This window comes from Arcicella sp. LKC2W (genome assembly GCF_034931005.1).
Classification (GTDB): Bacteria; Bacteroidota; Bacteroidia; order Cytophagales; family Spirosomataceae; genus Arcicella.
In genome coordinates this window covers 145,659-168,734 of record NZ_JAYGIN010000012.1, presented here as the reverse complement: position 1 = coordinate 168,734, position 23,076 = coordinate 145,659, and the positions used below count along the sequence as shown (strand labels likewise).

Here is a 23,076-nt window from a genome sequence, read left to right as displayed (position 1 = left end):
CGTCCACGCTCACGTAAACTATGAATAAATCCTCTCTCCGAAAATATTATCTCACAAAACGCAAAACGCTTTCTCACGTAGAAGTTCAGGATAAAAGCGAGCAAATTAAAGACTTATTTTTTCAAGAAATCGACATTGAAACGGTAAAATACTTACACGTATTTCTTCCCATAAAAAAACAAAATGAAGTAGATACATTTTTGATAATCAGAGAATTGCAAAGTAATTATTCTGAAATTAAAATTGTCATTTCAAGAATTATTCCTTCTACTTTTGAAATGCAGCACTTTCTTTTTGATGAAGAAAATCTAACCGAAAATAATTGGGGAATTTTAGAGCCATCTGGAGAAACTTTGGTGGAAATTCAGCCTAATCAAATTGACTTAGTAATTATTCCACTCTTAATTTTTGACCAACAAGGCAATCGAGTTGGTTATGGAAAAGGCTTCTATGATAGATTTTTACAACAATGTCGCCCCGAAACCTTAAAAATTGGCATTTGCCTCGAAGAACCAATCGAACAAATTGAAGATGTAAATAATTTTGATGTAAAAATGGATTTTTGTATTACTTTCTCAAATATTTATAAATTTTAAAATGTTTTAACGTTCTGATAATCAATTGATTATATTATTCGTCTTTAAACTCTAAACGCTAAACGCTAATTTCCCTTTTCTCTTCCAATTTTATAGAGTAATTTTGCGGACTTTTTCAGCAATCGTACAGCCGTGAAAATCAGGATATTAATTTTCTTTTTAGTTTGTTTTTATTCACAGTCATTCGGTCAGATTGAACGAAAAGGGTTATATCCCATAGTGATTAAGCAAAAGATTTTCAGTACACGGTTTATTTATGACCGTCAAATTCTCGAAAATCCATTAGCCTTGCAAATTCCATTATTGCAGGCAAAAGATACAGAAGTAAATGTAGCGTTTTTGACTTTTAAAAAGCAAAGAAAAGCTGTACAAATTATTAATATGCTCTCCGCAGGGTTTTCACTTTATACCGTTTTTAATCGTGAAAAAGTATCCAATGGAGTCTATTGGGGAGCATTAGGAACAAGTGTATTGATTTCGGGTTATCTAAATATAAGGTCGAATCAACATTTGGGAAAAGCGATAAAACGCTACAATGAAGTTATTACAGACAACAAAGTAGGCTTGGTTTTTGATAAATCTTTTAATAATCAAGCGATAGTAGGAGTAGGGCTGGTGCATAGTTTTTGATAATGTAGGACAGGTTTCTAACCTGTCAAATTAGGTGCTACTTCCTTAACAGGTTGGAAACCTTCTTACATTTAACAACTTATTCAATTAAAGTATTTTATATAATCAATTCATAATCAATTAATTACAATGAAAGTAGCAGTAGTCGGAGCCACAGGTTTGGTCGGTGGCGAAATCCTTAAAGTATTGGCGGAACGTAATTTTCCCGTAACAGAACTTATTCCAGTTGCCTCTGAGCGTTCAGTGGGTAAACAGGTTGAGTTTAAGGGTAAACAATATACCGTAGTAGGTTTTGACGATGCTATCAAGATGAAACCTAACGTAGCAATTTTCTCAGCGGGTGGTGGTACATCATTAGCATTAGCCCCAAAATTTGCAGAAGCAGGTATCACAGTAGTTGATAATTCGTCAGCTTGGAGAATGGACGAAACTAAGAAATTGGTTGTTCCAGAAATCAATGCTCACACACTAACGCCAGAAGATAAAATCATTGCAAACCCTAACTGTTCAACAATTCAGATGGTGGTAGTAATGAATCCATTACATAAAAAATACAAAATCAAACGTGTTGTTGTTTCTACGTATCAGTCAGTGACAGGTACAGGAAAAGCAGCGGTTGACCAACTTTTTGCAGAGCGTGAAGGTCGTACAGACGTTCCTGCGGTTTATCCTCACAAAATTGACTTAAACGTTTTACCACACATTGACGTATTCTTGGATAACGGTTATACCAAAGAAGAAATGAAAATGGTGAATGAAACGAAGAAAATCATGATGGATGACTCGATTCAGGTAACTGCAACTACGGTTCGTATTCCTACGATTGGTGGTCACTCAGAATCAGTAAATATTGAGTTTGAGAACGATTTTGATGTAGAAGAAATGAAGAGCATTTTGGCAGCAGAAGAAGGTGTAATTTTACAAGATGACCCTAAAAATGCTGTGTATCCAATGCCAATCAATGCACACGGAAAGGATGAGGTTTTTGTAGGACGTATTCGTCGTGACTTAACGCAACCAAACACCGTAAATATGTGGATTGTAGCTGATAATTTACGTAAAGGAGCTGCTACCAATGCAGTACAAATTTGCGAAGCATTAGCTAAAAACGGTCTTATTTAGTGATTAATAAGGTTTGATTTATTTATGAAGAGACAAAGCACTTTGCTTTGTCTCTTTTTTTGTGGTTTTGAGATAACGAGAGACGAAATTGATTCTTTAAACCTTTTCCTATTTTTTTACGTTAAAACGATACTAAATATTCAGCAAATGGAAAACGAAGAAATTCAAGATAATAAACTCGACCGTATCATTGAAGCCCGCATGAAATTGAAGGCTCGGTTTGAGGAAAAAATGAAATTGACCCCTTCAATGGCGGATGAAAAACCGCAAGGAAAAGGGGCAATTAATCGTCATGGAATGCCAAATACGCCCGTCGGACAAACGCTTACAACCAAATGGCCTGTGTTAGATTTGGGTTATCAACCGAAAATTCCTTTGGATAAATGGCGTTTGATTATTGATGGAGAAGTGGAAAACCCTGTGATTTTGACTTGGGATGATTTCATGGCTTTACCCCAAACGGAAGACGTTTCGGATTTTCACTGCGTAACAACTTGGTCGAAATTGGACATGGCTTGGAAAGGCGTGAGTTTGATTGACTTGGCGGCATTGGTACAACCCAAAGAAACCGCTACGCATATTATGTGTTATGGCTACGATACTTATACAACAAATGTATCTTTGGAAGAAGCCTTGAAACCTGATGTTTTATTAGGGCATACCGTTGATGGTGAGCCACTTGCCTTAGAGCATGGTGGACCTTTACGCATGATTACGCCACAATTGTACGCATGGAAAGGCTCGAAATGGATAAAAAGATTGGAATTTATGCCTAAAAATAAATTAGGTTTTTGGGAGGAAAGAGGCTATTCAAATACGGCTTATCCGTGGAGAAATGATAGATATTCGTAGAGACGTTGCCTTGCAACGTCTTTGGGATTGCGTTGCCTTGCAACGTCTTTGAGATTACATTGCCTTACAACGTCTTTGGGATTACGTTGCAAAATCGTTACATTTTTTTGATAGAATAAAAGAGACGTTGCAGGCAACGTCTCTACATATTTAACTACCGTTTTTTTCTTCTATCAGAATCTCTTGAACTTGGGCGTTTTCCGCCTTTTGATGACCTCGAATCGCCTGATTTATATCTTGAATCTCTGCCTCTTGAATCTTTCGATTTACTTTTTCTCATTTTTTCTTCACCACCGACTAAAATCAAATCCATACTTCTGCGAGCCAAATTACATTCTTTTACTTTTACTTGTAATTTATCGCCAAAAGTGAACACTCGTCCGTTTCTTTGTCCGACAATTCTATAATTTTCACGGTCGTAATCGTAAAAATCGTCTTTCAAATCTACCATTCTGACTAATCCTTCTGAAGCCGTTTCTGTTATTTCTACGAAAATTCCGAACTCCGTAACGCCCGAAATAATACCGTCCCAAACTTTGCCTTCATCCATCAAACTCATGTATTCCACTTGTTTGTATTTGATAGAAGAACGTTCTGCTTCGGCTGCCATTTTCTCTTGCTCAGAACTGTGCTTACAACGTTGTTCCCAAGAGGCACGTTCTAAAGGTTCGCCACCGTCGAGATAATGTTGCAACATTCGATGAGCCATCATGTCTGGATAACGTCTGATTGGACTCGTAAAGTGCGAATAAAATGGAAATGCCAAACCAAAGTGACCGATTGGGTCGGTACTATATTTAGCTTTTGACATGGTTCTAACCGCCAAATTCTCCAAAATATTCTGTTCTGGTTTTCCTTCTACGTCGTGCATTAATTCATTGAAAGAAGCACTTATTTTAGTAGTGTCAGTATCAACTGTATAGCCAAAACGCTTGGCGAAGGTTGAGAAATTTTTGAGTTTTTCTGGGTCTGGAGCGTCGTGAGTACGATAAACCATCGTGTTTCTTGGCTCAGATTTTTTCAAATTAAACACATATTCTGCTACTTTTTTATTGGCAAGTAACATGAATTCTTCAATCAATTTATGGGAATCAACTCGTATTTTTTGATAAATTCCTAAAGGTTTTCCGTTTTCATCTAATTGGAATTTTACCTCTACCGTTTCAAAATTTACAGCACCTTTCGCAAAACGCTCATCTCGTAATTTATGAGCGAGTTGGTTTAAGATGTTGAGTTCTTTTTTGTAATCAGGTGTTAGGTTTTGGGTGTTAGGTTTTGGTGTTTCAACCTCTTCAACTTTCTTCTTTCTACCTTTTTTCTTCGGTTCTTGTTCTATTGAATTGTCCGCATTATTGGCTGTTTTGTCCTCAATGTTATCAACTAACGCCACATTATCAGTAAGAATATGAACATCATCGTTGTTCTCCTCTGTAATCTTTTCTCTATTCTCTGTTAATTGCTCCTGTGCTTCTTCGTAACTAAATCTTTTGTCGGAGTGAATAACAGTTCTTCCGAACCATTCTTTTACGACTTGTGCATTGGGTGTAATTTCAAAAACGGCTGAAAATGTCAATTTATCTTCATTTGGACGAAGTGAACATAGTCCGTTCGAGAGTTTTTCGGGTAACATCGGCACAACTCTATCTACCAAATAAACCGAAGTAGCACGCAAATATGCTTCTTGTTCCAATACAGACTCAGGCGTAACGTAATGCGTAACATCGGCAATGTGAACTCCTACTTCGTAATTTCCGTTTTCCAAGAATTCAAAACTCAAGGCATCGTCAAAGTCTTTTGCATCAACTGGGTCAATGGTAAAAGTGGTTATTTTTCTAAAATCACGACGCTTTTTGATTTCGTTAGCGGTAATTTTTACTGGAATGGCATCGGCAGCTTTTTCAATTTGTTCTGGAAAATGATTTGGTAAGCCAAATTCTGCTAAAATGGCGTGCATTTCAGTATTATTTTCGCCCGATTTTCCTAATACTTCTTTGACGAAGCCTTCCATTTTACGCTCACCTTCAGCCCATTTCGTGATTTTTACAATAACTTTATCACCGTGTTGAGCATCTTTTAGGTCATTTTTAGAAATGAAAATATCGCCAAAAATCTTCTTTGAACTTGCCACAACGAAGGCGTAATTTGGCATAATTTCGATTGTACCAACCAATTCTGCACGTCCTCTTTGTAGAATTTCTATTACTTCGCCTTCGGTACGGTCCGAGCCTTTTTTCTTTTTTGCCCAAACTAATACTTTTACAATGTCGCCGTCGATAGCTCCGTTTAAATCACGGGCATTGATGAGAATATCACCTTCACGACCGTCCACAATGACAAATCCGAAGCGAACATTTACATGGTCGATACGTCCTTCCACAAATTCGGTGGTGGTATCTGCTAAATAATGACCGTCTTGTTGACGAATCAATTTTTTGTCTTTTTGAAGTTCCGTTAATAAATCTCCAAAAAGGTCTTTTGTTTTGCGGTCACGAATGGCAAACGCTTTATGTACTTGGTTCAATGACCAAGCAGTATCTTCATTTAGCTGAAAGAATTCAAGGATTTCAGCCTTAATTCTACTTCTAAAATTTTGTTCTTTTGATGGTTTTAATTCTGTCATTTTTTGTTTTGGTTATTTAGGTGTTAGTGAAATGTTTTGTTGTTTTGAGCAACAGTATCAATTGCTACTATCTCGCAAGGTCGCTATTTATTAGCCAAATTCCAAAATATCAGTCGATTGACGGCAAGAACGGAGTAGATGAGAAGGAATGATTTTGAGGGAAATAATTTGTTTTTTCATTGATAATATACCGAGAAAAACGCTGGCAGGGTTCAAAATCCTGTCAGCGTTAGCCCATATTCAGAATTACCCTATAAAAGGTTCTAAACGTTCCTATCTTACGCATTCCAACGTTTTGCCACTTCTAAAGAATAGTCAATAAACGCTTTTACGGTATTTTCATAAATAGCATTTCCAAGTGAATCTGCGTTTTCATCAAGGTTTTTATGCGTTTCGTGCGACTCGTATATGCGGGGTGAAACGACAGAATATTGATTGCTGAAATTGATAATTTTATTAATCACCGTTGTTAATTCTAAACATGGAACTTTACCGCCTCTGCCACTTGATACACCTGCCAAAGCAAATGTTTTATTGTTGAAAAGGTGAGCAAAATCCTTTGAACCTAACTGATGAAGGGCGTTCAATAAATCGCCATTTACGGTAAAATTGTATTCTGGTGTTACAAAAAATACTAAATCGGCTTTTTCCCAAGCAGTAATCAATTCACTTTGAAAAGTGCTTAAATCATCTTTTTTCACCGTACCACGTCCCACCGATGGAATGTCGTAATGATGAAAATCCACTACGGTAACATTTTCATAGTCAGATGCTTGTAGTGTTTTTTGGATATATTTTGAAAAGCGTAAAGAGTTACTATTTTGTCTTGGAGATGTGGCAATTATGGCAATGTTCATGTTTAAATATTAGTTTTTATTGGGGAATACCTATTGATAACCAAAGCTCGTACCAAAAAGTTACAAGTTATAAAACAAAAGGAAGTCTTCGCTTTGAGCAAAGACTTCCTTTTCTATAATAAATTAATTTCTCTAACTGGTTCAAACGCCTACGTTTGAATTAATTTGAGCGTCCACGCTCACGTAAGCGAAGACACTTTGTTGTACAATTGTGGACAATTATACCAGTTACTTAAATTTACGGAACTATCAACAATTTGTCGCAGAATAAAATTAGACCACAGATTGTACTGATTCAACGGATAAATTTAAAGAAAAATCAGTGTAAATCTGTTTTATCTGTTCTATCCGTGGTCTAATTTTGTCTTGCGACAAATAGTAGATAATTCCGTAAATTAATAACCAAAAACCTCTTCCAAAGTTAATTTCTTAACTTCTCCGTATTTTTTTAGGTCTTCCAAATTCACTTTTTTCTCTGAAGCCACAATACACATATTGTATGGTTTTTTGGCAAATTCAGTGTCTTGAAATTTCTTTAAATCTTCAATCGTTAATTTGTCCAAAGCCTGATAAATCGCTTGACGCTCATCGCCCGAAACGCCTTTGTCTTGATTATTCAAATACGTATTGATGATATTATCTTGGGTGATTCTTTCGGTTTGATAATTTTTCTTCATGCTGGCTTTTGCCGTTTCCAAATTTTTAGGAGATTCTGGAAAAACGTTCAATAATTCGTTCATTCCTGCAATAGATTCATGAATTTTATCGGCTTGCGTTCCTACATAAGCTACCATTCGGTATTTTTCATCTTTGGTACTTGGCGTGAAATAATACGCATACGTTGAATACGCCAAAGCTTTTGATTCACGGATAGTTTGGAATACAATTGATGACATTCCTCCGCCAAAATAATTATTGTACAATTCTACGATTGGCGTTTCTGCTACGCTGTATTTAATGGTTGGACGAACCCAGTTAATTTCCGCTTGAACCATGTCGTAATCTGTAAATAATACAACTGGTTTTTCTGGAGAAGTCGCTTCAAAATTTGCAACAAGTGGTAAGTCAGCTTTGAAAGTAGCAGATGTTTTATGAATACCATTCACCGAAGACGCTAAACTTTCCATTGTTTGTGGGCCGTAATACACAATTGAATGTTTGTACGAAAACAAGTTTTGCAAGAAAGCAATCAACTCATCTGCGGTCAATGCTTTCAACTCTGCATCGGTGAATTGTAAGGTATTTCTTGGGTTTTTCGCCCCAAAAGTTGCGTAAGCAGTTAAGCCTTGCAGAATTGCTCCTTTGTTCAATTTGGCATCATTTCTTTGTTTCAAAAGTCTGCCTTTCAATAATTCTAAAGCGGCATCATCCTTTTTACATTTTGTCATTAAATCTTCAAAAAGACCAACGGTTTTGGCAAAGTTTTCATTCAGACCAGACATTCCCAATGTAATATGGTGGTCGGTATAATTTTGCGTGAAGCTACTTGCCAAACGGTAAAACTCCGTGCTAATTTGCTCAGCGTTCATTTTGTCCGTTCCCACAAATTGTAAATATTGTAAAGCAATTGGTAAGATTTTGCTGTTCCAAGAACCCATGTCAAAACGATATGACATTCTGAATAAATCGTTATCCGTATTTTGAACATAAAATGCGTCCAAATTCCCAATTTTACCTTTCTTCATGTCTTTCGAGAAATCTAACCATTTTGGCTGAATGTTTGCCATTGGGGTTTCATTGACATCTTTCAAAAATGCAGATTGAGCCTCACGGTTTACTTCAACTGGCGTGATGGTTGGCTTGTCAACTTTGCTGATATTTGGGTCAGTTCCTTTGCGTTTGTAAACAATTACGTAGCCGTTGCCACAGTATTTTTTGGCGAAATCCATCACGTCTTGTTTGGTTACTTTGCCCAAAGCGTCGTTAAGTGCTACGCTATTGTTCCAGTTTGTAGCTTTTGAGGCAATAAAACTATCCATCAAACCATACGCACGTGATGTATTATTTTCTAAACCTTGAATAGCAGTTAATTTGTAGTTGGCAGCAATTGCTTTGATGATAGATTCGTCAAAATTTCCTGTTTTTAATTTATCTAATTCTCCTAATAACAAGGCTTTTACATCGTCTAAACTTTGGTCTTTTTTAGGGGTTGCCGTCATCGACCAAGTTGAATAATCTTTGTTCCATTCTGGATTTGAACCTGCCCTTAAAACCTTTTGAGCTTTTACTAAATTAAGGTCAATTAAACCTGCTTTTGAGTTCGACATCAATTCATCCACAATTGTTCCAACGATTTTCTCTTTTGCATTTACCGAACCTAACCAACGCCAAGAAATTGTAAGATTGTCAGGCGTAGGTCCAAAAACTTCACGCATGACTGGAGCGGTGATTGGAGCTTCTGGAGCAGGCTTGTATTCTGTAACTGGCTTGGTAACCATGTACTTAAACGAAGTCTCAATTTTCTTGATAAGTTCATCAGAATTGAAATCTCCTGCCATGATGATTGCCATATTGTTTGGCACGTAATATTTTTTGAAATAGTTACGAATTTCAACCAACGAAGGGTTTTTCAAGTGTTCAATCGTTCCAATGGTTGTTTGTTGTCCGTAATTGTGGGTTGGATAAAGGGCAGCGTTACGAGCTTCCGAAACCTTCCAGTTATCATTGTCAAGGCTACGGTTTTTTTCTTCGTAAACGGCTTCTAATTCAGTATGAAAAATTCTGAGAATTGGATTGCGGAAACGTTCAGCCTGTAATTTCAAGAAACGTTCGAGAGCATTGGCAGGAATATCTTCTGTGTAAACGGTTTGTTCGTACCACGTGAAGGCATTTGTACCTTGTCCGCCCATCGAAGCCATCATTTTATCGTATTCGTTGGCAATGGCAAATTTGGCTGCCTCGCCAGACTTCTGGTCGATTTCCTTGTAAATGGCTTTACGCTGAGTAGAGTCAGTTGTTTTGTTATACTTTTCGTAAAGAGCGTCAATTTGGTCGAGTAATGGTTTTTCTTTTGCCCAATCCAACGAACCGAATTTATCCGTTCCCTTAAAAAGCATGTGTTCTAAATAGTGAGCCAAACCTGTATTAGTACGTGGGTCAGTGTTTGAACCCGCACGAGTTGGAATCAGAGCCGCAATGCGTGGTTCTTTGTGATTTTCACTCAGAATAACCGTTAAACCGTTTGAAAGCGTATAAAAACGGGCTTTCATGGGGTCGTTGCTCACATATTTATACGAATATCCGCCCGAAGTGGCAGTTTTCCATTCATACGTTTTTTGTGCAAATGTTGATGAGAAGCATAACAAAACTGCTAATGCTAAGAGTTGTAAGCGAGCTTTAATCATTGTAAAAGTAGATTTTAGATTAGATTTAATAATGCAATAAAGTGATATTTTTTGAAAAAGTCTTGCTTTTTTTGATAAACGGCTGGATAAATAGAATGTTGTATGGCTATTATTTGAATGTCAATTAAGAAATATTTTACTCTATTGGTTTGATAGAGTAAATAGAATTACTATATTTGTCAAAAAAATGAGTTGTACCCACGCAAAAAATGTTTAACCTCAAGAATATTCAATAACAATATCATCAAATGAATGTAGAATCCCCATCGCAACCAAGAGTTAACCGTGTTGCAAAAAAAAATATTTACTCTTCCAAATTTCTTTGGATTGGCATTCCTGCCTTCTTATTGGTAGGGCTTGCGAGTATTTTGATTTACAACTATCATACATTGTTTTCGGTTGATAAATTAGTAGCAGGCATAAACCAAGACTTTTTTGTTTATTTGTTAATTGGTGTTTTTGCTCAATTAGTTGATGGAACTTTAGGAATGGGCTATGGAGCAACTTCTACCTCATTTTTATTGTCAGTGGGTGTTCCGCCAGCTATCAGTAGTACAGGTGTACACGTTGCCGAAATGTTTACGACGGGAGCATCGGCACTTTCGCATTATAAATTCAAAAATATCAATAAGCGTTTAGTTACTTATTTATTAGTTCCAGGTGTTATTGGTTCTGTGGTGGGGGCTTATTTGCTTTCAGATGTAATCGATGGAAAGATTATTAAGCCATTCATTGCGGTTTATATGATTGTGTTGGCGGTTATGATTATTATTAAAGGTTTAAGAAATAATAATGTTAAAAAGAAAACCAAAAACTTAGGTGTTTTAGCCGCTTTTGGTGGTTTTATGGACGCTATTGGTGGAGGTGGTTGGGGACCAATCGTAACTTCTACGCTTATTGGTCGTGGGCGTGACCCCCGCTATACTATTGGTTCTGTTAATGCGGCTGAATTTGCTATTTCGTTTGCAAGTGGTATCACATTTTTACTTTTCGAAGGCATCAATGGCTGGCAAGTAATTGCAGGTTTAATAATTGGGGGTGTGGTTGCTGCTCCGTTTGGAGCGTTTTTTGTCAATAAAATTCAAAGAAGACCAATGACAATTGTAGTCGGGTTATTGATTATTTATTTGAGTGGACGCACGTTAATGAAAACTTTTTTTTAAGATAAAATTTATTGAATATCAAAAAAGGTCAGCATATTTGCTGACCTTTTTTGATATTATTGCTTACCATAAAGTGAAACTGTTTAATAAGTTTTAAGATAAATTTTATCCTAAAAATGTTTGACTTGGGGAAGTTCTCTCAGAGAGTTAAAATTCCCCAGATAACTTATTAAACACTGTATTCATTACCAAAAGATAAATCATGGAATAGTTTTAGCTCATGAAATATATCTTTCTAAGATTTTCAATCTACTTTTGAAATTATACAAAATTCTCCCTTCTATCATTTACTCTCCCTAAGTAGTTTTCATACAGTCTCATTGAAGCAGTTAATCCCACTAATTTAAAGCCTCATATTTTATGAAGTACCACTTTACGTATTATTCAGGTAAGCCCCGATTGCCAATAATGTTGTTTTTGAGTTTTTTCATTTCTTCTCTTACCCTAAAAGCTCAAACAGAAATAGAAACAGCAAAGCGTTACCTTACAGATAATACTACAAAACATCAATTAATTTCTTCGGATATAGATGAAATGGTAGTTTCCAGTGCATATTTATCGCCCACAACAGGTTGGTATCATGTGTATTTTAACCAAACGTATCAATCTATCGAGGTTTATAACGGAATGCTAAACTTGACCTTGAAAAATGGTCAGGTAGTTTATGTTGCTAATAATTTTGTGCAAAATATTGCTCAAAAAGCAACGATTAATCTAAAAGCAATTAGTTTGACTCCAACGCAAGCTTTGAGTAAAGCTCTGATGAAAGTGGGTTTAACTTCAAGTAATTTACAGGAAATTGAAGTTAAACAACTCAATGGAATAGCTACTCAAATGGCTTTTAAGGATGCTAATATTTCGAATAATCCAATTGAAGTGAAACTTTATTGGCTTCCTGATGATAAGCAAGAAAATAAAGGAACCAAGCCAAAATTAACACTTACTTGGAATGTCAAATTCTTATCAAAAAACCAGCAAAATGGCTGGAATATTCATGTTGATGCTATTTCTGGTGAGATTTTACGACAAAATGATGATGTGATTCATTGTAATTTTGGAACATCCGAACATCTTGAACCCCATGATTGTTTGGAACATCATAGGCTGACAAATGATGAAAAACCACGGCCTTCTGTGGCAGAAAATACTTATCGAGTTTTTGATTACCCTCTTGAAAGTCCCAATCATGGAACAAGAACAGGCGTAATAAGCCCCTATAACAGATTTTTTCCTGCTTTGAGTGGCCCTGGAACTACCAATGGCTGGCATAATGACGGTAGCACTGACTATACAACCACACGTGGCAATAATGTTTGGGCGGTGGAAGATACGAATGCCGATGACGCTACTGGGGCAAGTCCAACATCGGCTACTTTAGAATTTGACTATGCCTACACAAAAGGAGTTTCTACTGCTTCGGGGAATCAGAATGCAGCAATTACCAATCTTTTTTACTGGAATAATGTAATACATGATATTCTTTGGCGATATGGTTTTGATGAACCAAGTGGAAATTTTCAGAATAATAATCAACAAAGAGGAGGCTTAGGAAATGATTATGTTTTTGCCGATGCTCAAGATGGGGAAGGGGTTAATAATGCCAATTTTTATCCCCCTGCTGATGGTATCAATGGACGTATGCAAATGTTTTTATGGAGTAATACAGGGTCACCTTCTTTTCAACCTGATGGAGATTTTGATAACGGAATTATTGCTCATGAGTATGGGCATGGTTGGTCGATTCGACTAACGGGAGGTCCTGCTAATTCAAATTGTTTGGATAATGCCGAGCAAGGAGGAGAAGGTTGGAGCGATTATCTTGCCCTGATGCTTACCACCAATTGGGCTACACTTACACCAACGGTTGCCAATGCAAATATTCCCAGAGGAATCGGTACTTATGTTTTAGGGCAAACAACTTCTGGTGCTGGTATTCGTCCTTATCGTTACTCTTATGATATGGAAAATATAAATGCACCTGTGACGTATGCAAAAGTAGGAGATTCTAATTTTTCTCAACCACACGGAATAGGCTCGATTTGGGCAACGATGCTGTGGGATATGACTTGGGAGATTATTTTACAGGATAACCAAATTGTAAGTAATATTTATGATACTCCTGCCATCATTACCGATTTGAGAGGTAATACCGCAGCATTGAAATTGGTAAATGAAGGTTTGAGGTTGCAACCATGTAGTCCAAGTTTTGTAGATGCCCGAAATGCGATTTTGAAGGCTGATTCATTATTATTTGGAATGCGTTATCGTTGTGCCATTGGGCGTGCATTTGCCCGTAGAGGTTTAGGAATAAATGCCTCGACAGGCGTGTCTGCTAATGACCGAATTATCACAGAAGATTTTACCCCCATCGGAAATATCCCGTTGACTTCTGCAAAATCTATTAGTATTTGTACCAATACGACATTTAATTATACAGCAACTTCATCAACCAATGGCGTATCTTTTAGCTGGACTCGTCCCGCAGTAGTTGGCATCAGTAATGCCACAAACTCTGGAAATACCCCTAATATTAGCGAAATATTGGTCAATACCACCAATGTTCCCATTGTGGTTAAATATTATTTTACATTAAGTCCAAGTGTTTGTCCATTAGCTCCACAATTGGTTTCTGTTACGGTCAATCCGTCGGTAGTACCCACTACGTCATCTTATGCAATATGCCAAAATGGAATCGTGCCGAATGGACAAGGTTTAGTAGTTCCTGCGGTATCAAGTAGTCTTGTCGATGGCTCAATTGTGATAGGTGCTACTTATAGAAGAGGTGGAGGCGATAATGTAACTACTTATGTTACGGAGTCAGCGGGTACATCGGTTTATTATAAAACTTATACTTTTGTCGCTCAAGCCAACGGAGCTGCTACTTTTGAAATTACACAAGCACTTTTAAGTGGTAGTTCAAACACAGATGATACCTACATGACACTTTATCAGACATCATTTAATGCTACCAGTCCTGCTACTAATTTTTTAAGAGGAGATGATGATTCTGGCATTGGACTTTTGTCAAAATTTACCCATACACTTGTTCAGGGAACAACTTATATCATTGTAGTAAGTACCTATACTAACCTAAAAACAGGAAGTTTTAGACTACAAACAAGCATTCCTATTTTCTCTGGAATAAACAGTTGGTTTAAAGATGCCACTGGTGGGGTTTCACTATTCAATGGAGAGGTTTTTAATCCCGTTGGACTGGCTGGCTCAGGCATCGGCAATAGTGCTACCGCAGGAACAAGCACTTTTTATGTCACCAATAATTTATATGGAGCTTGTAGAGTTCCAGTGACTTTTACTATTAATTCTTTACCGACCATTTCGGCAGGTTTAGCGACAAATCCAAGTTTATGTAATACGAATAGTGGGACAATTGCCTTTACTTCTACCAATTTATCAAATGGCTCATACGCCATTGCATATACAGGTGAAGGCTCGCCTAAAAATGTGAATGTTTTTAATAATACTTTTAGTCTGAGTGGCTTGAGAGCAGGAACGTACAGTAATTTTTCAGTAAGCCAATTGGGTTGTGCTGGAAATCATATTTCAGCCAAAACTTTGATAGACTCTTTGCCAACAGATGTATCCAACGTTACAGTTTGTAATAATACAATTGCCTCTTTATCAGCAAATTGTGGTAATAATTCTGTAAAATGGTATGATTCAACAGGAACAATCTTACAACATATAGGCTCTTCATTTATCACGAATGCACTTACAACAGACACAACATTTAAAGTTCGTTGCGAAAATGCCCATTGCCAAAGTGCTTTTATGAATGTATTGATAACGGTAAATATTGCTTCAATTCCTGTTATTCAGGCTGATACTACAATACTTATTGGAAGCAGTATTTCTTTGAAATCAACAGGTTGTACTGGAAATAATAATGTTTTGAAGTGGTACAATTCGTCGGATAATTCCTTGATAACTATGCCAATATCTCCTTCCATGACAACTCAATATTATGCTAAATGTGAAAAAATACAGAACAGCTTCGTTTGCCTTTCAGATAAAAGCAATGTTGTAACGGTCAACGTATTTTCGCTGATAAAAAGTATCATAAGTGGCGATTGGGAAAATCCATTAACTTGGGATATGGGTCGTGTTCCTCAAACAGGAGATATTGTTATTATTGACCAAAACCATACAGTAACTATCAACGGAATAGCTGATGCAAAGAGTATAGAATATAAAAATGCTGCTAAATTGGTGTTTAATACTTTGAATAGTAAGCTGAATGTTGGGCTTTAAAACATTTATTTTAACAAGTTTTTAAGTATTTATTAATATTTATTTAAGTATTAATAATTTCTTGTAAAGGTTTGACGTTTATTTTAGACAACAAAACCTTTACAAAAATGAAAAATCTCCCAATGCTCATGGCTATTGTTATGATAGCTTTTTCACTTACTAATTGCTCAGAAAAGAAAGGGGAAAGTTCTTCCGAATTTGCCGAAACGGATACTTCCATTGTTGACACCCCTGCGGCGGATGCAGGCGTACCACTTTCTCTCGAAGACCGCAAATTTATCCGTACTGCTGATGTTAGATTTAAGGTTAAGAGTGTACAAACTGCCACGAATGTTGTGGAGGATTTGGTGGATAAGTACAAGGGTTTTGTTGTTCGCAACGAATTATCGACTCAGGTTTTTAATATCAATGAAATAGAAATTAGTGAAGATTCGATTTTGAGAAGCAAATCGTATGAAACAAGCAATGAAATTACGCTTAGAATCCCGAATGAATATTTTGAAAAAACGCTTCGGGAATTGCAACCTTTGATGGCATTTTTAGATAATCAAACTGTTTCTGCCGATGATGTGAGTTTGTCGCTAATGAGTAATGAGTTACAGAAAAAACGCTTCACTAAATTTGAAAAAAGATTTGAAAAAAACATTGATGAGAAAGGTAAAAAGCTGACAGAAACTTCATTAGCGGAGGAGAATTTACTCAGTCACCAATCTTCAGCCGACCAAAATCAGTTACTAAATTTAAAACTCAAAGACGAAGTAAATTATAGTACCATCACTTTGCATCTTTATCAGCCAATGGCAATTATGCAAGAAAAATTGCCAAATATTGAAAATATACACGCCTTTAAACCTAATTTATTCCTTAGAATTTGGCAAAGTATTCGTGAAGGTTGGTATTTTTTAGAAGAGATAGTCGTGCTGATTTTCCGACTTTGGTTTGTGGTCTTGTTGGCTTTCGGAGGATTTTGGCTGTACAAAAAACGAGTAAAAATGAATTTGTAACACAGACTTTAGTCTGTCGTCAATCAAACAGGCTAAAGCCTGTGTTACTTAAAATTATCACTCATAATTTTTGCAGAAGAAAGTGCCAACGGAATACCACCTCCTGGGTGAACGCTTCCACCTACAAAATACAAATTTTCTATTTTTGAAGAGAAATTTGCGTGTCTCAAAAATGCCGCAAAACGGTTATTTGATGAATTTCCGTATAAGGCTCCTTGTGCTGAGGAGGTTTTTGATTCAATCGTTCTTGGGTCGAGAATCTCCTCACATTCAATTAGTTCTGCAATATTCTGCCCTAAAATTTTACCAACTTTCTGCAACACATTTTCTTTAGTCTGACGAATAATTTCATCCCAATCTTGCCCTTCATTAGCAGGTGCATTTATCAGCACAAACCAATTTTCGCAACCCTCTGGGGCATCGTCAGTTTTATGTTTTGAAGTAATATTGATGTAAACCGTTGGGTCGTGATAAATTGATTTCTTATCAAACATCGTCCTAAATTCTTCCTGATAATTATCGCTAAAGAAAATATTATGTAAACCCAATTCGGTAAACTGCTTTTTTATTCCCCAATAAAAAATAACTCCAGAACTCGATTTAGGCTGATTTAACAGGAAATTTGGATGTTTTTGGTGCGGTAAAAGTTTGCGATAAGTATGTGTAACGTCCATGTTGGAAACAATGGCATCGGTAGGAATGAAGTTAGCGTTATGAGTTATGAGGTCGTAGTTATGCGTTATTTGGTTAACAGAACCACCTTTCGCATTTCTTATCTCTCTTAACTCTTCACTTATAAACTCTTTTCCCATAACTCTTAACTCTTCACTCGTAACCTCTTTACTCATAACCCATTCACCCATAATCCCTTTACTCATAACTCCTTCACCCATAACTTTTACCCCCGTCACTTTTCCATTTTTCACTACAATTTCCTCCACCTTCGTTTCATAATAAAACTTAACGCCCACACTTTCCGCCAATTTTACCAAAGAATTCGTGATAGAAACCATGCCTTTTTTGGGGAAAAATGCTCCGATATTATACTCCAAATGTGGAATAATATTCAAAGTGGCAGGCGTTTGGTAAGGGTCAGAGCCATTGTAAGTGGCATAACGATTGAAAAGTTGGACAATTTTTGGGTTTTTGAATAACTTTTTATTGGCATCATTCATCGTTCCGAAAATACCTAATTTAGGAAGATTCAAATAACCTTTTAAGGCTTTTCGAGATGTCCATGTAGATAATTTATGCAGAGAATCTTGTAAAAAAAGTCCGTCTAAAACTTCATATTTAAAGGCACTATCTTTTAAAAATTGCGTAATTTTTTCGGCAGGTTCACCTGTGATTTGTTCAACTTCTTCGGCAAATTTTTGAGGTTCAGCCCAAGCTGTTAATCGAGTTTGGTCTTCCCAAAAATACCGACAAACTTCGTTAAGTTGTTCATATTCAAAGAAATCAGCGGGATTTTTACCCACTAATTCAAATAATTCAGTAACTAAATCGGGAAGTGTAAAAAGTGAAGGCCCTGCATCAAAACGATAACCGTTTAGGTCAAAACTACTCAACTTTCCGCCTGCGTAGGCATTGGCTTCATAAACCGAAACCTCAAAACCTTTATGAGCCAAACGAATAGCGGAGGCAATTCCCGCAATACCTGCTCCGATGATAGCGACTTTTTTCATTTTTTATTTTGACTTTATGTAGAGATAACACAAAATTATTTTTTTTGTTAAATTTTCAATTGTTATAAAATGCAGAATGCAGAACAAGGAATTAAGAATGTAGAAGTTTAGTTAAACCCGCTTCTACATTCTCAATTCCTTGTTCTGCATTCTAAAATCTATTTTTACAATTACTAAAAAAACAGCCACTCCATTGCTTTCGGAAATTCTTTGCCCCATTGGTCTTCGCTGTGGTTTCCTTCTGGGTCGAGTGAAATATTGATTTCTGTCTTCTTAACGCCTTGACGTTCAAAGGTTTGTTTTAGTTTTTCAACATTTGGAATCATTGCGGCACTTTCTTGCCCTCCTGCATATACATAAATACGAGTTGGCAAATGCGAGAGGAAATCAATAGCATCGAAGTAAATATTAGGAGAAATCCAGAGAGCGGGAGAGAAAATCATCAATCGTCCAAATGCTTCAGGAAACATCAATCCCGCATAAATACTAATCAAACCGCCCAAAGAACTTCCTCCAATACCTGTCGATTCACGGTCGGGAATGGTGCGATAATTTTTGTCGATGTACGGTTTTAAAGTCTTGGCTAAAAATTGTGCGTATTTTCGTCCTTGTCCTTTCCCTAATTTTGGATTGCTATATGGAGAATATTCTTCAAAGCGTTCATCGCCACCGTGTGCAATGGCTACGACGATAACGTCTCCGTGTTCACGAGCTGCCAAAACGGCTAATTGTTTATCAATACCCCAATTGCCAAATTCAGAACCATTGCCAAAAAGATTTTGGGCATCTTGCAAATAAATAACAGGATAACGCTTGGTTGATTTTTCGTAATTATGAGGCAAAAGTATATAAACGGCACGTTTTTTACCTAACTGCGGTATCTCAAATTCATCAGAAATTAAGCGAACTTCTGGCATAAGATTTTCAGAAAGGTTCTCGCCGTCAAGTCTCCAGTGAGGGACAAAATCATGAAAAACGCCTGTTTTATTCTTAGCGACACGGTTTCCTGTTGGATTTCCGAATTCATCTAATTCCACTTGATTCCAACCACCTTTTGTGTATTTGTACTCAAATGTCTCGGGCAATTTTATATTTTCAGGGAATTTTAAAGCGTATTTGCCATCCTCAACTTTATCTAATCTAAGTTCTTCTTTATCAGGTAGCCAAGCGTTAAAATTTCCAGAAATATACACAGGGCGTTCATCTTCTACTGGCGTGGTTAGTTCAAAGTACAATATATTCTTACTCATTTAATTTATCGTGGTTTTATCAATCTGCAAAAGTACGCAATAATATCTTTAGGTTATCCTGATTTTTACTTAAAACTCATTTTCAAGAATAAGGTTTTAAGATTTTTTTTATTGATGGACTAAAAACGCTATTGTTTGGGCGTTTGGCGGTATGAGTGTTCGGGTATTTATTTGGAAATTTGTAGGGTAAAATACTTATTTGGTTAAAAATCTTCAATTAGTTCGCTTCTGATAAGCAAAACCTTAAAACAAATGGCAGATGTTTTCTCACAACTATATATTCATCTTGTATTCTCACCTAAAAATAGAGAAGCATTAATTAATTCAGATTGGGAAGAACGCTTGCATAAGTATATAACAGGAACGATTCAGGAAAGAGGGCATAAATTATTAGCTATTGGAGGAATGCCTGACCATATTCATATTTTTGTGGGATTAAAACCTGCTGAAGCAATTTCAGATTTAGTAAAAGAGATAAAAGTTGCCTCAAATGATTTTATAAAAAACGAAAAACTGTCAAAATTTAAGTTTGAATGGCAGAATGGTTATGGTGCTTTTTCACATAGTCGTTCACAAATAGATGCAGTTTGTAAGTATATTCTGAATCAGAAAGAACATCATAGTAAAAAGACGTTTCAAGAAGAGTTTTTGAAATTTTGTGATGATTTTGGGATTGAAATAGGTAGGAAAGAATTTTTTGAATGGTTTTAATAGTTAAGAGCGTGAATTTTAAGGTTAAACTTCTCCGAAGTTTCTCGTTCGTTTCTATCGCTTTTGCTACAAAGGTTAAACCTCTCCGAGGTAATTCCATAGACAATTTTAATAATTCAATTAATTAAGTATGCTTCGGAGAAGCAGGACATTTGTAGCTAAGGGAAGAGGTTTTGCTAATGCTTCGGAGAAGCAGAACATTTGTAGCTAAGGGAAGAGGTTTTGCTAATGCTTCGGAGAAGCAGAACATTAAATAGAATAATCAAACAAGAATATAGAGAACAAATTTTTAAATATGAATAATCCAAAAACTTTATTCGACAAAGTGTGGGACGCACACGTTGTTCGTAAAATCGAAGATGGTCCAGATGTATTTCTGATTGACCGCCACTTTATCCACGAAGTAACCAGCCCAGTTGCATTCTTAGGTCTGGAAAGTCGTGGGATTGGTGTCCTTTATTCAGAGCGTACTTTCGCTACTGCTGACCACAATACGCCAACTATTAACCAACATTTACCTGTTCAAGACCCACTTTCTGCAAACCAATTGCAACAGTTGGAAACGAACTCGGCAAAATATGGTATTTCTCACTGGGGATTAGGACACGCTAAAAACGGTATTGTCCACGTAGTTGGACCAGAAAATGGTATCACTCTTCCAGGTATGACCATCGTTTGTGGTGATTCTCATACTTCTACGCATGGTGCTTTTGGTGCAATTGCGTTTGGTATTGGTACTTCGGAGGTTGAAATGGTGCTTTCTTCGCAGTGTATTATGCAACCGAAACCAAAGAAAATGCGTGTAAACGTAAATGGTAAATTGGGTAAAGCAGTTACACCCAAAGACGTTACTTTGTATATTATTGCTCAACTTTCGGCGGCAGGTGCTACGGGTTATTTCGTAGAATATGCGGGTGATGTGTTCGAGAATATGTCAATGGAAGGACGTATGACGGTTTGTAATATGTCAATCGAGATGGGTGCGAGAGGTGGAATGATTGCTCCAGACGAAACGACTTTCAATTATTTGAATGGTCGTGAACAAGCTCCAAAAGGTGAAACTTGGGAAAAAGCAATGGCTTACTGGAAAACCCTTAAAACGGACGATGGAGCTACTTTTGACCTTGAATATACTTACAATGCGGAGGATATTGAACCACAAATTACTTATGGTACAAACCCAGGTTTAGGAACGGGTATTTCTAAAAATATTCCTTTGGCAACTGATGTAATTGACGGTGAAGCAAGTTATAAAAAATCATTGGGCTACATGGGATTTGCCGAAAATGAGTCAATCATCGGGAAACCAATTGATTATGTTTTCTTAGGTTCATGTACAAACGGACGTATTGAAGATTTCCGTGCTTTCGCTTCAATCGTGAAAGGTCGCAAAAAAGCAGATAACGTAACGGCTTGGTTAGTGCCAGGTTCACACATTGTAGAATCACAAATCAAAGAAGAAGGTATTTTGGATATTTTGACAGAAGCAGGTTTCTTACTTCGTCAACCAGGATGTTCGGCTTGTTTAGCGATGAACGACGATAAAATTCCTGCTGGAAAGTATGCCGTTTCAACGTCAAATAGAAACTTCGAAGGTCGTCAAGGCCCAGGAGCAAGAACGCTTTTAGCTTCGCCATTAGTGGCAGCAGCAGCAGCGGTGACGGGAAAAGTTACTGACCCTCGGGAATTTTTATAGGTGTATTTGAGGGAAAGAGGTTACACAGAGAGCCAAAGAGTTTTAAAATGAGAACCACAGAGACAAAATCTCTACGTCTTTCTCATTTTCTCTAAAAATCTCTGTGGCTCTCTGTGTAACCTCTCAACGACAAAGCAATTAATTTCTACAAATCAATTTTTTTAACTACACAAAAATCAACAAATGGAAGTAAATGATATAACCAGAATAATCATTGGTTGTGCGATTGAAGTACATAAACAACTCGGTCCAGGTTTATTAGAATCGGCCTACGAGGAATGTTTAGCTTTTGAATTAGAAGAGAAAGGATTACTTTTTCAACGTCAAAAAGCATTACCAATTCAATACAAAGACATCCAGTTAGAATATGGTTATAGAATAGACCTCTTAGTTGAAAATACAGTAGTAGTTGAATTGAAAAGTGTTGAAGTATTGCATCCAGTGCATGAGGCTCAAACGCTGACATACATGAAATTCTCAGACAAAAAAGTAGGTCTTTTAATTAACTTTAATGTACTTATTTTAAAAAATGGTGTGAGAAGATTTATGAGATAATTACAAATAGGTGAAAAGAGAGAAGTAATTATTCTCAATCAATTAGCCTGTTTTCAAAACAAAATAAAATAATGGCATACGATAAATTTACGGTACTTCGTTCGACAGCAGTGCCACTTCCAATAGAAAATGTCGATACTGACCAAATCATCCCTGCTCGTTTCTTGAAAGCTACGAAACGTGAGGGTTTTGGCGATAATTTATTCAGAGATTGGCGTTATAATAACGACGAATCTCCAAAGCAAGATTTCGTTTTGAACAACCCAACTTACAGTGGAGCAATCCTCGTAGGCGGTCGTAACTTCGGTTCAGGTTCAAGTCGTGAACACGCCGCTTGGGCGATTTATGACTACGGTTTCCGTTGTGTAATTTCAAGTTTCTTTGCAGATATTTTCAAAGGTAACTCATTGAATATCGGTATTTTACCAGTAACGGTTAGCCCAGAATTTTTAGATAAAATCTTTTTGGCAATTGAAGCTGACCCAAAAGCAGAAATTGAAGTAAATCTTCCAGAGCAAAAAGTGACCATTGTAGCATCAGGAGAAAGTGAAGACTTTACCATCAATGGCTACAAAAAGAACAATATGCTCAACGGTTTTGATGATATTGATTATCTACAAAGCATGAAAGGAGAAATTGCAGCATTTGCAGAGAAGAGTCTTTACTAAGAAGTGATGAATGATGAGTTATAAGTGATGACTTTTGTCGTCATTCATAACTCA

Annotated in this window: 16 protein-coding genes; 11 read left to right on the top strand and 5 right to left on the bottom strand. The window is 36.7% G+C overall.

Annotation, left to right across the window (positions count from 1 at the left end):
* The first annotated feature begins 20 nt into the window (after positions 1 to 20).
* From VB796_RS11560 to VB796_RS11545, 4 genes are all read left to right on the top strand, one after another.
* Positions 21 to 596 carry a 5-formyltetrahydrofolate cyclo-ligase gene (locus VB796_RS11560; protein ID WP_323346702.1) on the top strand — a complete coding sequence of 192 codons (576 nt, stop codon included), beginning with the start codon at positions 21 to 23 and terminating at the stop codon, positions 594 to 596.
* A gap of 219 nt (positions 597 to 815) precedes the next feature.
* Positions 816 to 1,226: a hypothetical protein gene (locus tag VB796_RS11555; protein WP_323346701.1), complete on the top strand. Its 411-nt coding sequence runs from the start codon at positions 816 to 818 to the stop codon at positions 1,224 to 1,226.
* 129 nt (positions 1,227 to 1,355) lie between these two features.
* Positions 1,356 to 2,348, top strand: a complete 993-nt coding sequence (locus tag VB796_RS11550) for an aspartate-semialdehyde dehydrogenase (RefSeq protein ID WP_323346700.1) — start codon at positions 1,356 to 1,358, stop codon at positions 2,346 to 2,348.
* Positions 2,349 to 2,495: 147 nt separating this feature from the next.
* Positions 2,496 to 3,200 carry a sulfite oxidase-like oxidoreductase gene (locus VB796_RS11545; RefSeq protein WP_323346699.1) on the top strand — a complete coding sequence of 235 codons (705 nt, stop codon included), beginning with the start codon at positions 2,496 to 2,498 and terminating at the stop codon, positions 3,198 to 3,200.
* A 154-nt stretch (positions 3,201 to 3,354) separates the two neighbouring features.
* Here the strand turns inward: VB796_RS11545 and VB796_RS11540 are convergent, their stop codons facing one another.
* The 3 genes from VB796_RS11540 to VB796_RS11530 form a co-directional block, all read right to left on the bottom strand.
* Entirely contained in the window at positions 3,355 to 5,820 is a 2,466-nt protein-coding gene (locus tag VB796_RS11540) for a ribonuclease R family protein (protein ID WP_323346698.1), read from the bottom strand.
* A 278-nt stretch (positions 5,821 to 6,098) separates the two neighbouring features.
* On the bottom strand, positions 6,099 to 6,677 hold the full coding sequence (locus tag VB796_RS11535) for an NAD(P)H-dependent oxidoreductase (RefSeq protein ID WP_323346697.1): 579 nt from the start codon (positions 6,675 to 6,677) through the stop codon (positions 6,099 to 6,101).
* A 395-nt stretch (positions 6,678 to 7,072) separates the two neighbouring features.
* Positions 7,073 to 10,021 (bottom strand): M16 family metallopeptidase, encoded by a 2,949-nt coding sequence (locus VB796_RS11530; RefSeq protein ID WP_323346696.1) that lies wholly within the window; start codon positions 10,019 to 10,021, stop codon positions 7,073 to 7,075.
* Between the two features lie 248 nt (positions 10,022 to 10,269).
* Between VB796_RS11530 and VB796_RS11525 the strand changes: the two genes are divergently transcribed.
* The 3 genes from VB796_RS11525 (at position 10,270) to VB796_RS11515 (ending at position 16,457) form a co-directional block, all read left to right on the top strand.
* Positions 10,270 to 11,184 carry a sulfite exporter TauE/SafE family protein gene (locus VB796_RS11525; RefSeq protein WP_323346695.1) on the top strand — a complete coding sequence of 305 codons (915 nt, stop codon included), beginning with the start codon at positions 10,270 to 10,272 and terminating at the stop codon, positions 11,182 to 11,184.
* Between the two features lie 360 nt (positions 11,185 to 11,544).
* Entirely contained in the window at positions 11,545 to 15,453 is a 3,909-nt protein-coding gene (locus VB796_RS11520; RefSeq protein WP_323346694.1) for a M36 family metallopeptidase, read from the top strand.
* Between the two features lie 107 nt (positions 15,454 to 15,560).
* Positions 15,561 to 16,457: a DUF4349 domain-containing protein gene (locus VB796_RS11515; RefSeq protein WP_323346693.1), complete on the top strand. Its 897-nt coding sequence runs from the start codon at positions 15,561 to 15,563 to the stop codon at positions 16,455 to 16,457.
* A 44-nt stretch (positions 16,458 to 16,501) separates the two neighbouring features.
* Here the strand turns inward: VB796_RS11515 and VB796_RS11510 are convergent, their stop codons facing one another.
* Both VB796_RS11510 and VB796_RS11505 read right to left on the bottom strand, forming a co-directional pair.
* A complete protein-coding gene (locus VB796_RS11510; protein WP_323346692.1) occupies positions 16,502 to 18,142 on the bottom strand; it encodes a phytoene desaturase family protein in 1,641 nt (546 codons plus the stop codon).
* Positions 18,143 to 18,315: 173 nt separating this feature from the next.
* Complete coding sequence (locus tag VB796_RS11505) at positions 18,316 to 19,392, bottom strand: alpha/beta hydrolase (protein ID WP_323346691.1); 1,077 nt, start codon at positions 19,390 to 19,392, stop codon at positions 18,316 to 18,318.
* A gap of 252 nt (positions 19,393 to 19,644) precedes the next feature.
* Between VB796_RS11505 and tnpA the strand changes: the two genes are divergently transcribed.
* The 4 genes from tnpA (at position 19,645) to leuD (ending at position 23,022) form a co-directional block, all read left to right on the top strand.
* The gene (gene tnpA, locus VB796_RS11500; RefSeq protein ID WP_323346690.1) at positions 19,645 to 20,103 is read left to right on the top strand and encodes an IS200/IS605 family transposase; all 459 of its coding nucleotides are present in this window, start codon (positions 19,645 to 19,647) and stop codon (positions 20,101 to 20,103) included.
* A 295-nt stretch (positions 20,104 to 20,398) separates the two neighbouring features.
* A complete protein-coding gene (leuC, locus tag VB796_RS11495; protein WP_323346689.1) occupies positions 20,399 to 21,799 on the top strand; it encodes a 3-isopropylmalate dehydratase large subunit in 1,401 nt (466 codons plus the stop codon).
* Between the two features lie 183 nt (positions 21,800 to 21,982).
* A complete protein-coding gene (locus tag VB796_RS11490) occupies positions 21,983 to 22,354 on the top strand; it encodes a GxxExxY protein (protein WP_323346688.1) in 372 nt (123 codons plus the stop codon).
* A 71-nt stretch (positions 22,355 to 22,425) separates the two neighbouring features.
* Positions 22,426 to 23,022, top strand: coding sequence for a 3-isopropylmalate dehydratase small subunit (gene leuD, locus VB796_RS11485; RefSeq protein WP_323346687.1), 597 nt, complete (start codon positions 22,426 to 22,428; stop codon positions 23,020 to 23,022).
* The last annotated feature ends 54 nt before the right edge of the window (positions 23,023 to 23,076 follow it).

Coding starts and splice junctions, on each gene's coding strand:
- VB796_RS11520 (WP_323346694.1), top strand. CDS start 11,545: ATGAAGTACCACTTTACGTATTATTCAGGTAAGCCCCGATTGCCAATA.
- leuD (WP_323346687.1), top strand. CDS start 22,426: ATGGCATACGATAAATTTACGGTACTTCGTTCGACAGCAGTGCCACTT.
- VB796_RS11515 (WP_323346693.1), top strand. CDS start 15,561: ATGAAAAATCTCCCAATGCTCATGGCTATTGTTATGATAGCTTTTTCA.
- VB796_RS11540 (WP_323346698.1), bottom strand. CDS start 5,820: ATGACAGAATTAAAACCATCAAAAGAACAAAATTTTAGAAGTAGAATT.
- VB796_RS11505 (WP_323346691.1), bottom strand. CDS start 19,392: ATGAGTAAGAATATATTGTACTTTGAACTAACCACGCCAGTAGAAGAT.
- VB796_RS11530 (WP_323346696.1), bottom strand. CDS start 10,021: ATGATTAAAGCTCGCTTACAACTCTTAGCATTAGCAGTTTTGTTATGC.
- VB796_RS11550 (WP_323346700.1), top strand. CDS start 1,356: ATGAAAGTAGCAGTAGTCGGAGCCACAGGTTTGGTCGGTGGCGAAATC.
- VB796_RS11490 (WP_323346688.1), top strand. CDS start 21,983: ATGGAAGTAAATGATATAACCAGAATAATCATTGGTTGTGCGATTGAA.
- VB796_RS11560 (WP_323346702.1), top strand. CDS start 21: ATGAATAAATCCTCTCTCCGAAAATATTATCTCACAAAACGCAAAACG.
- VB796_RS11545 (WP_323346699.1), top strand. CDS start 2,496: ATGGAAAACGAAGAAATTCAAGATAATAAACTCGACCGTATCATTGAA.
- tnpA (WP_323346690.1), top strand. CDS start 19,645: ATGGCAGATGTTTTCTCACAACTATATATTCATCTTGTATTCTCACCT.
- VB796_RS11525 (WP_323346695.1), top strand. CDS start 10,270: ATGAATGTAGAATCCCCATCGCAACCAAGAGTTAACCGTGTTGCAAAA.
- VB796_RS11535 (WP_323346697.1), bottom strand. CDS start 6,677: ATGAACATTGCCATAATTGCCACATCTCCAAGACAAAATAGTAACTCT.
- VB796_RS11510 (WP_323346692.1), bottom strand. CDS start 18,142: ATGAAAAAAGTCGCTATCATCGGAGCAGGTATTGCGGGAATTGCCTCC.
- leuC (WP_323346689.1), top strand. CDS start 20,399: ATGAATAATCCAAAAACTTTATTCGACAAAGTGTGGGACGCACACGTT.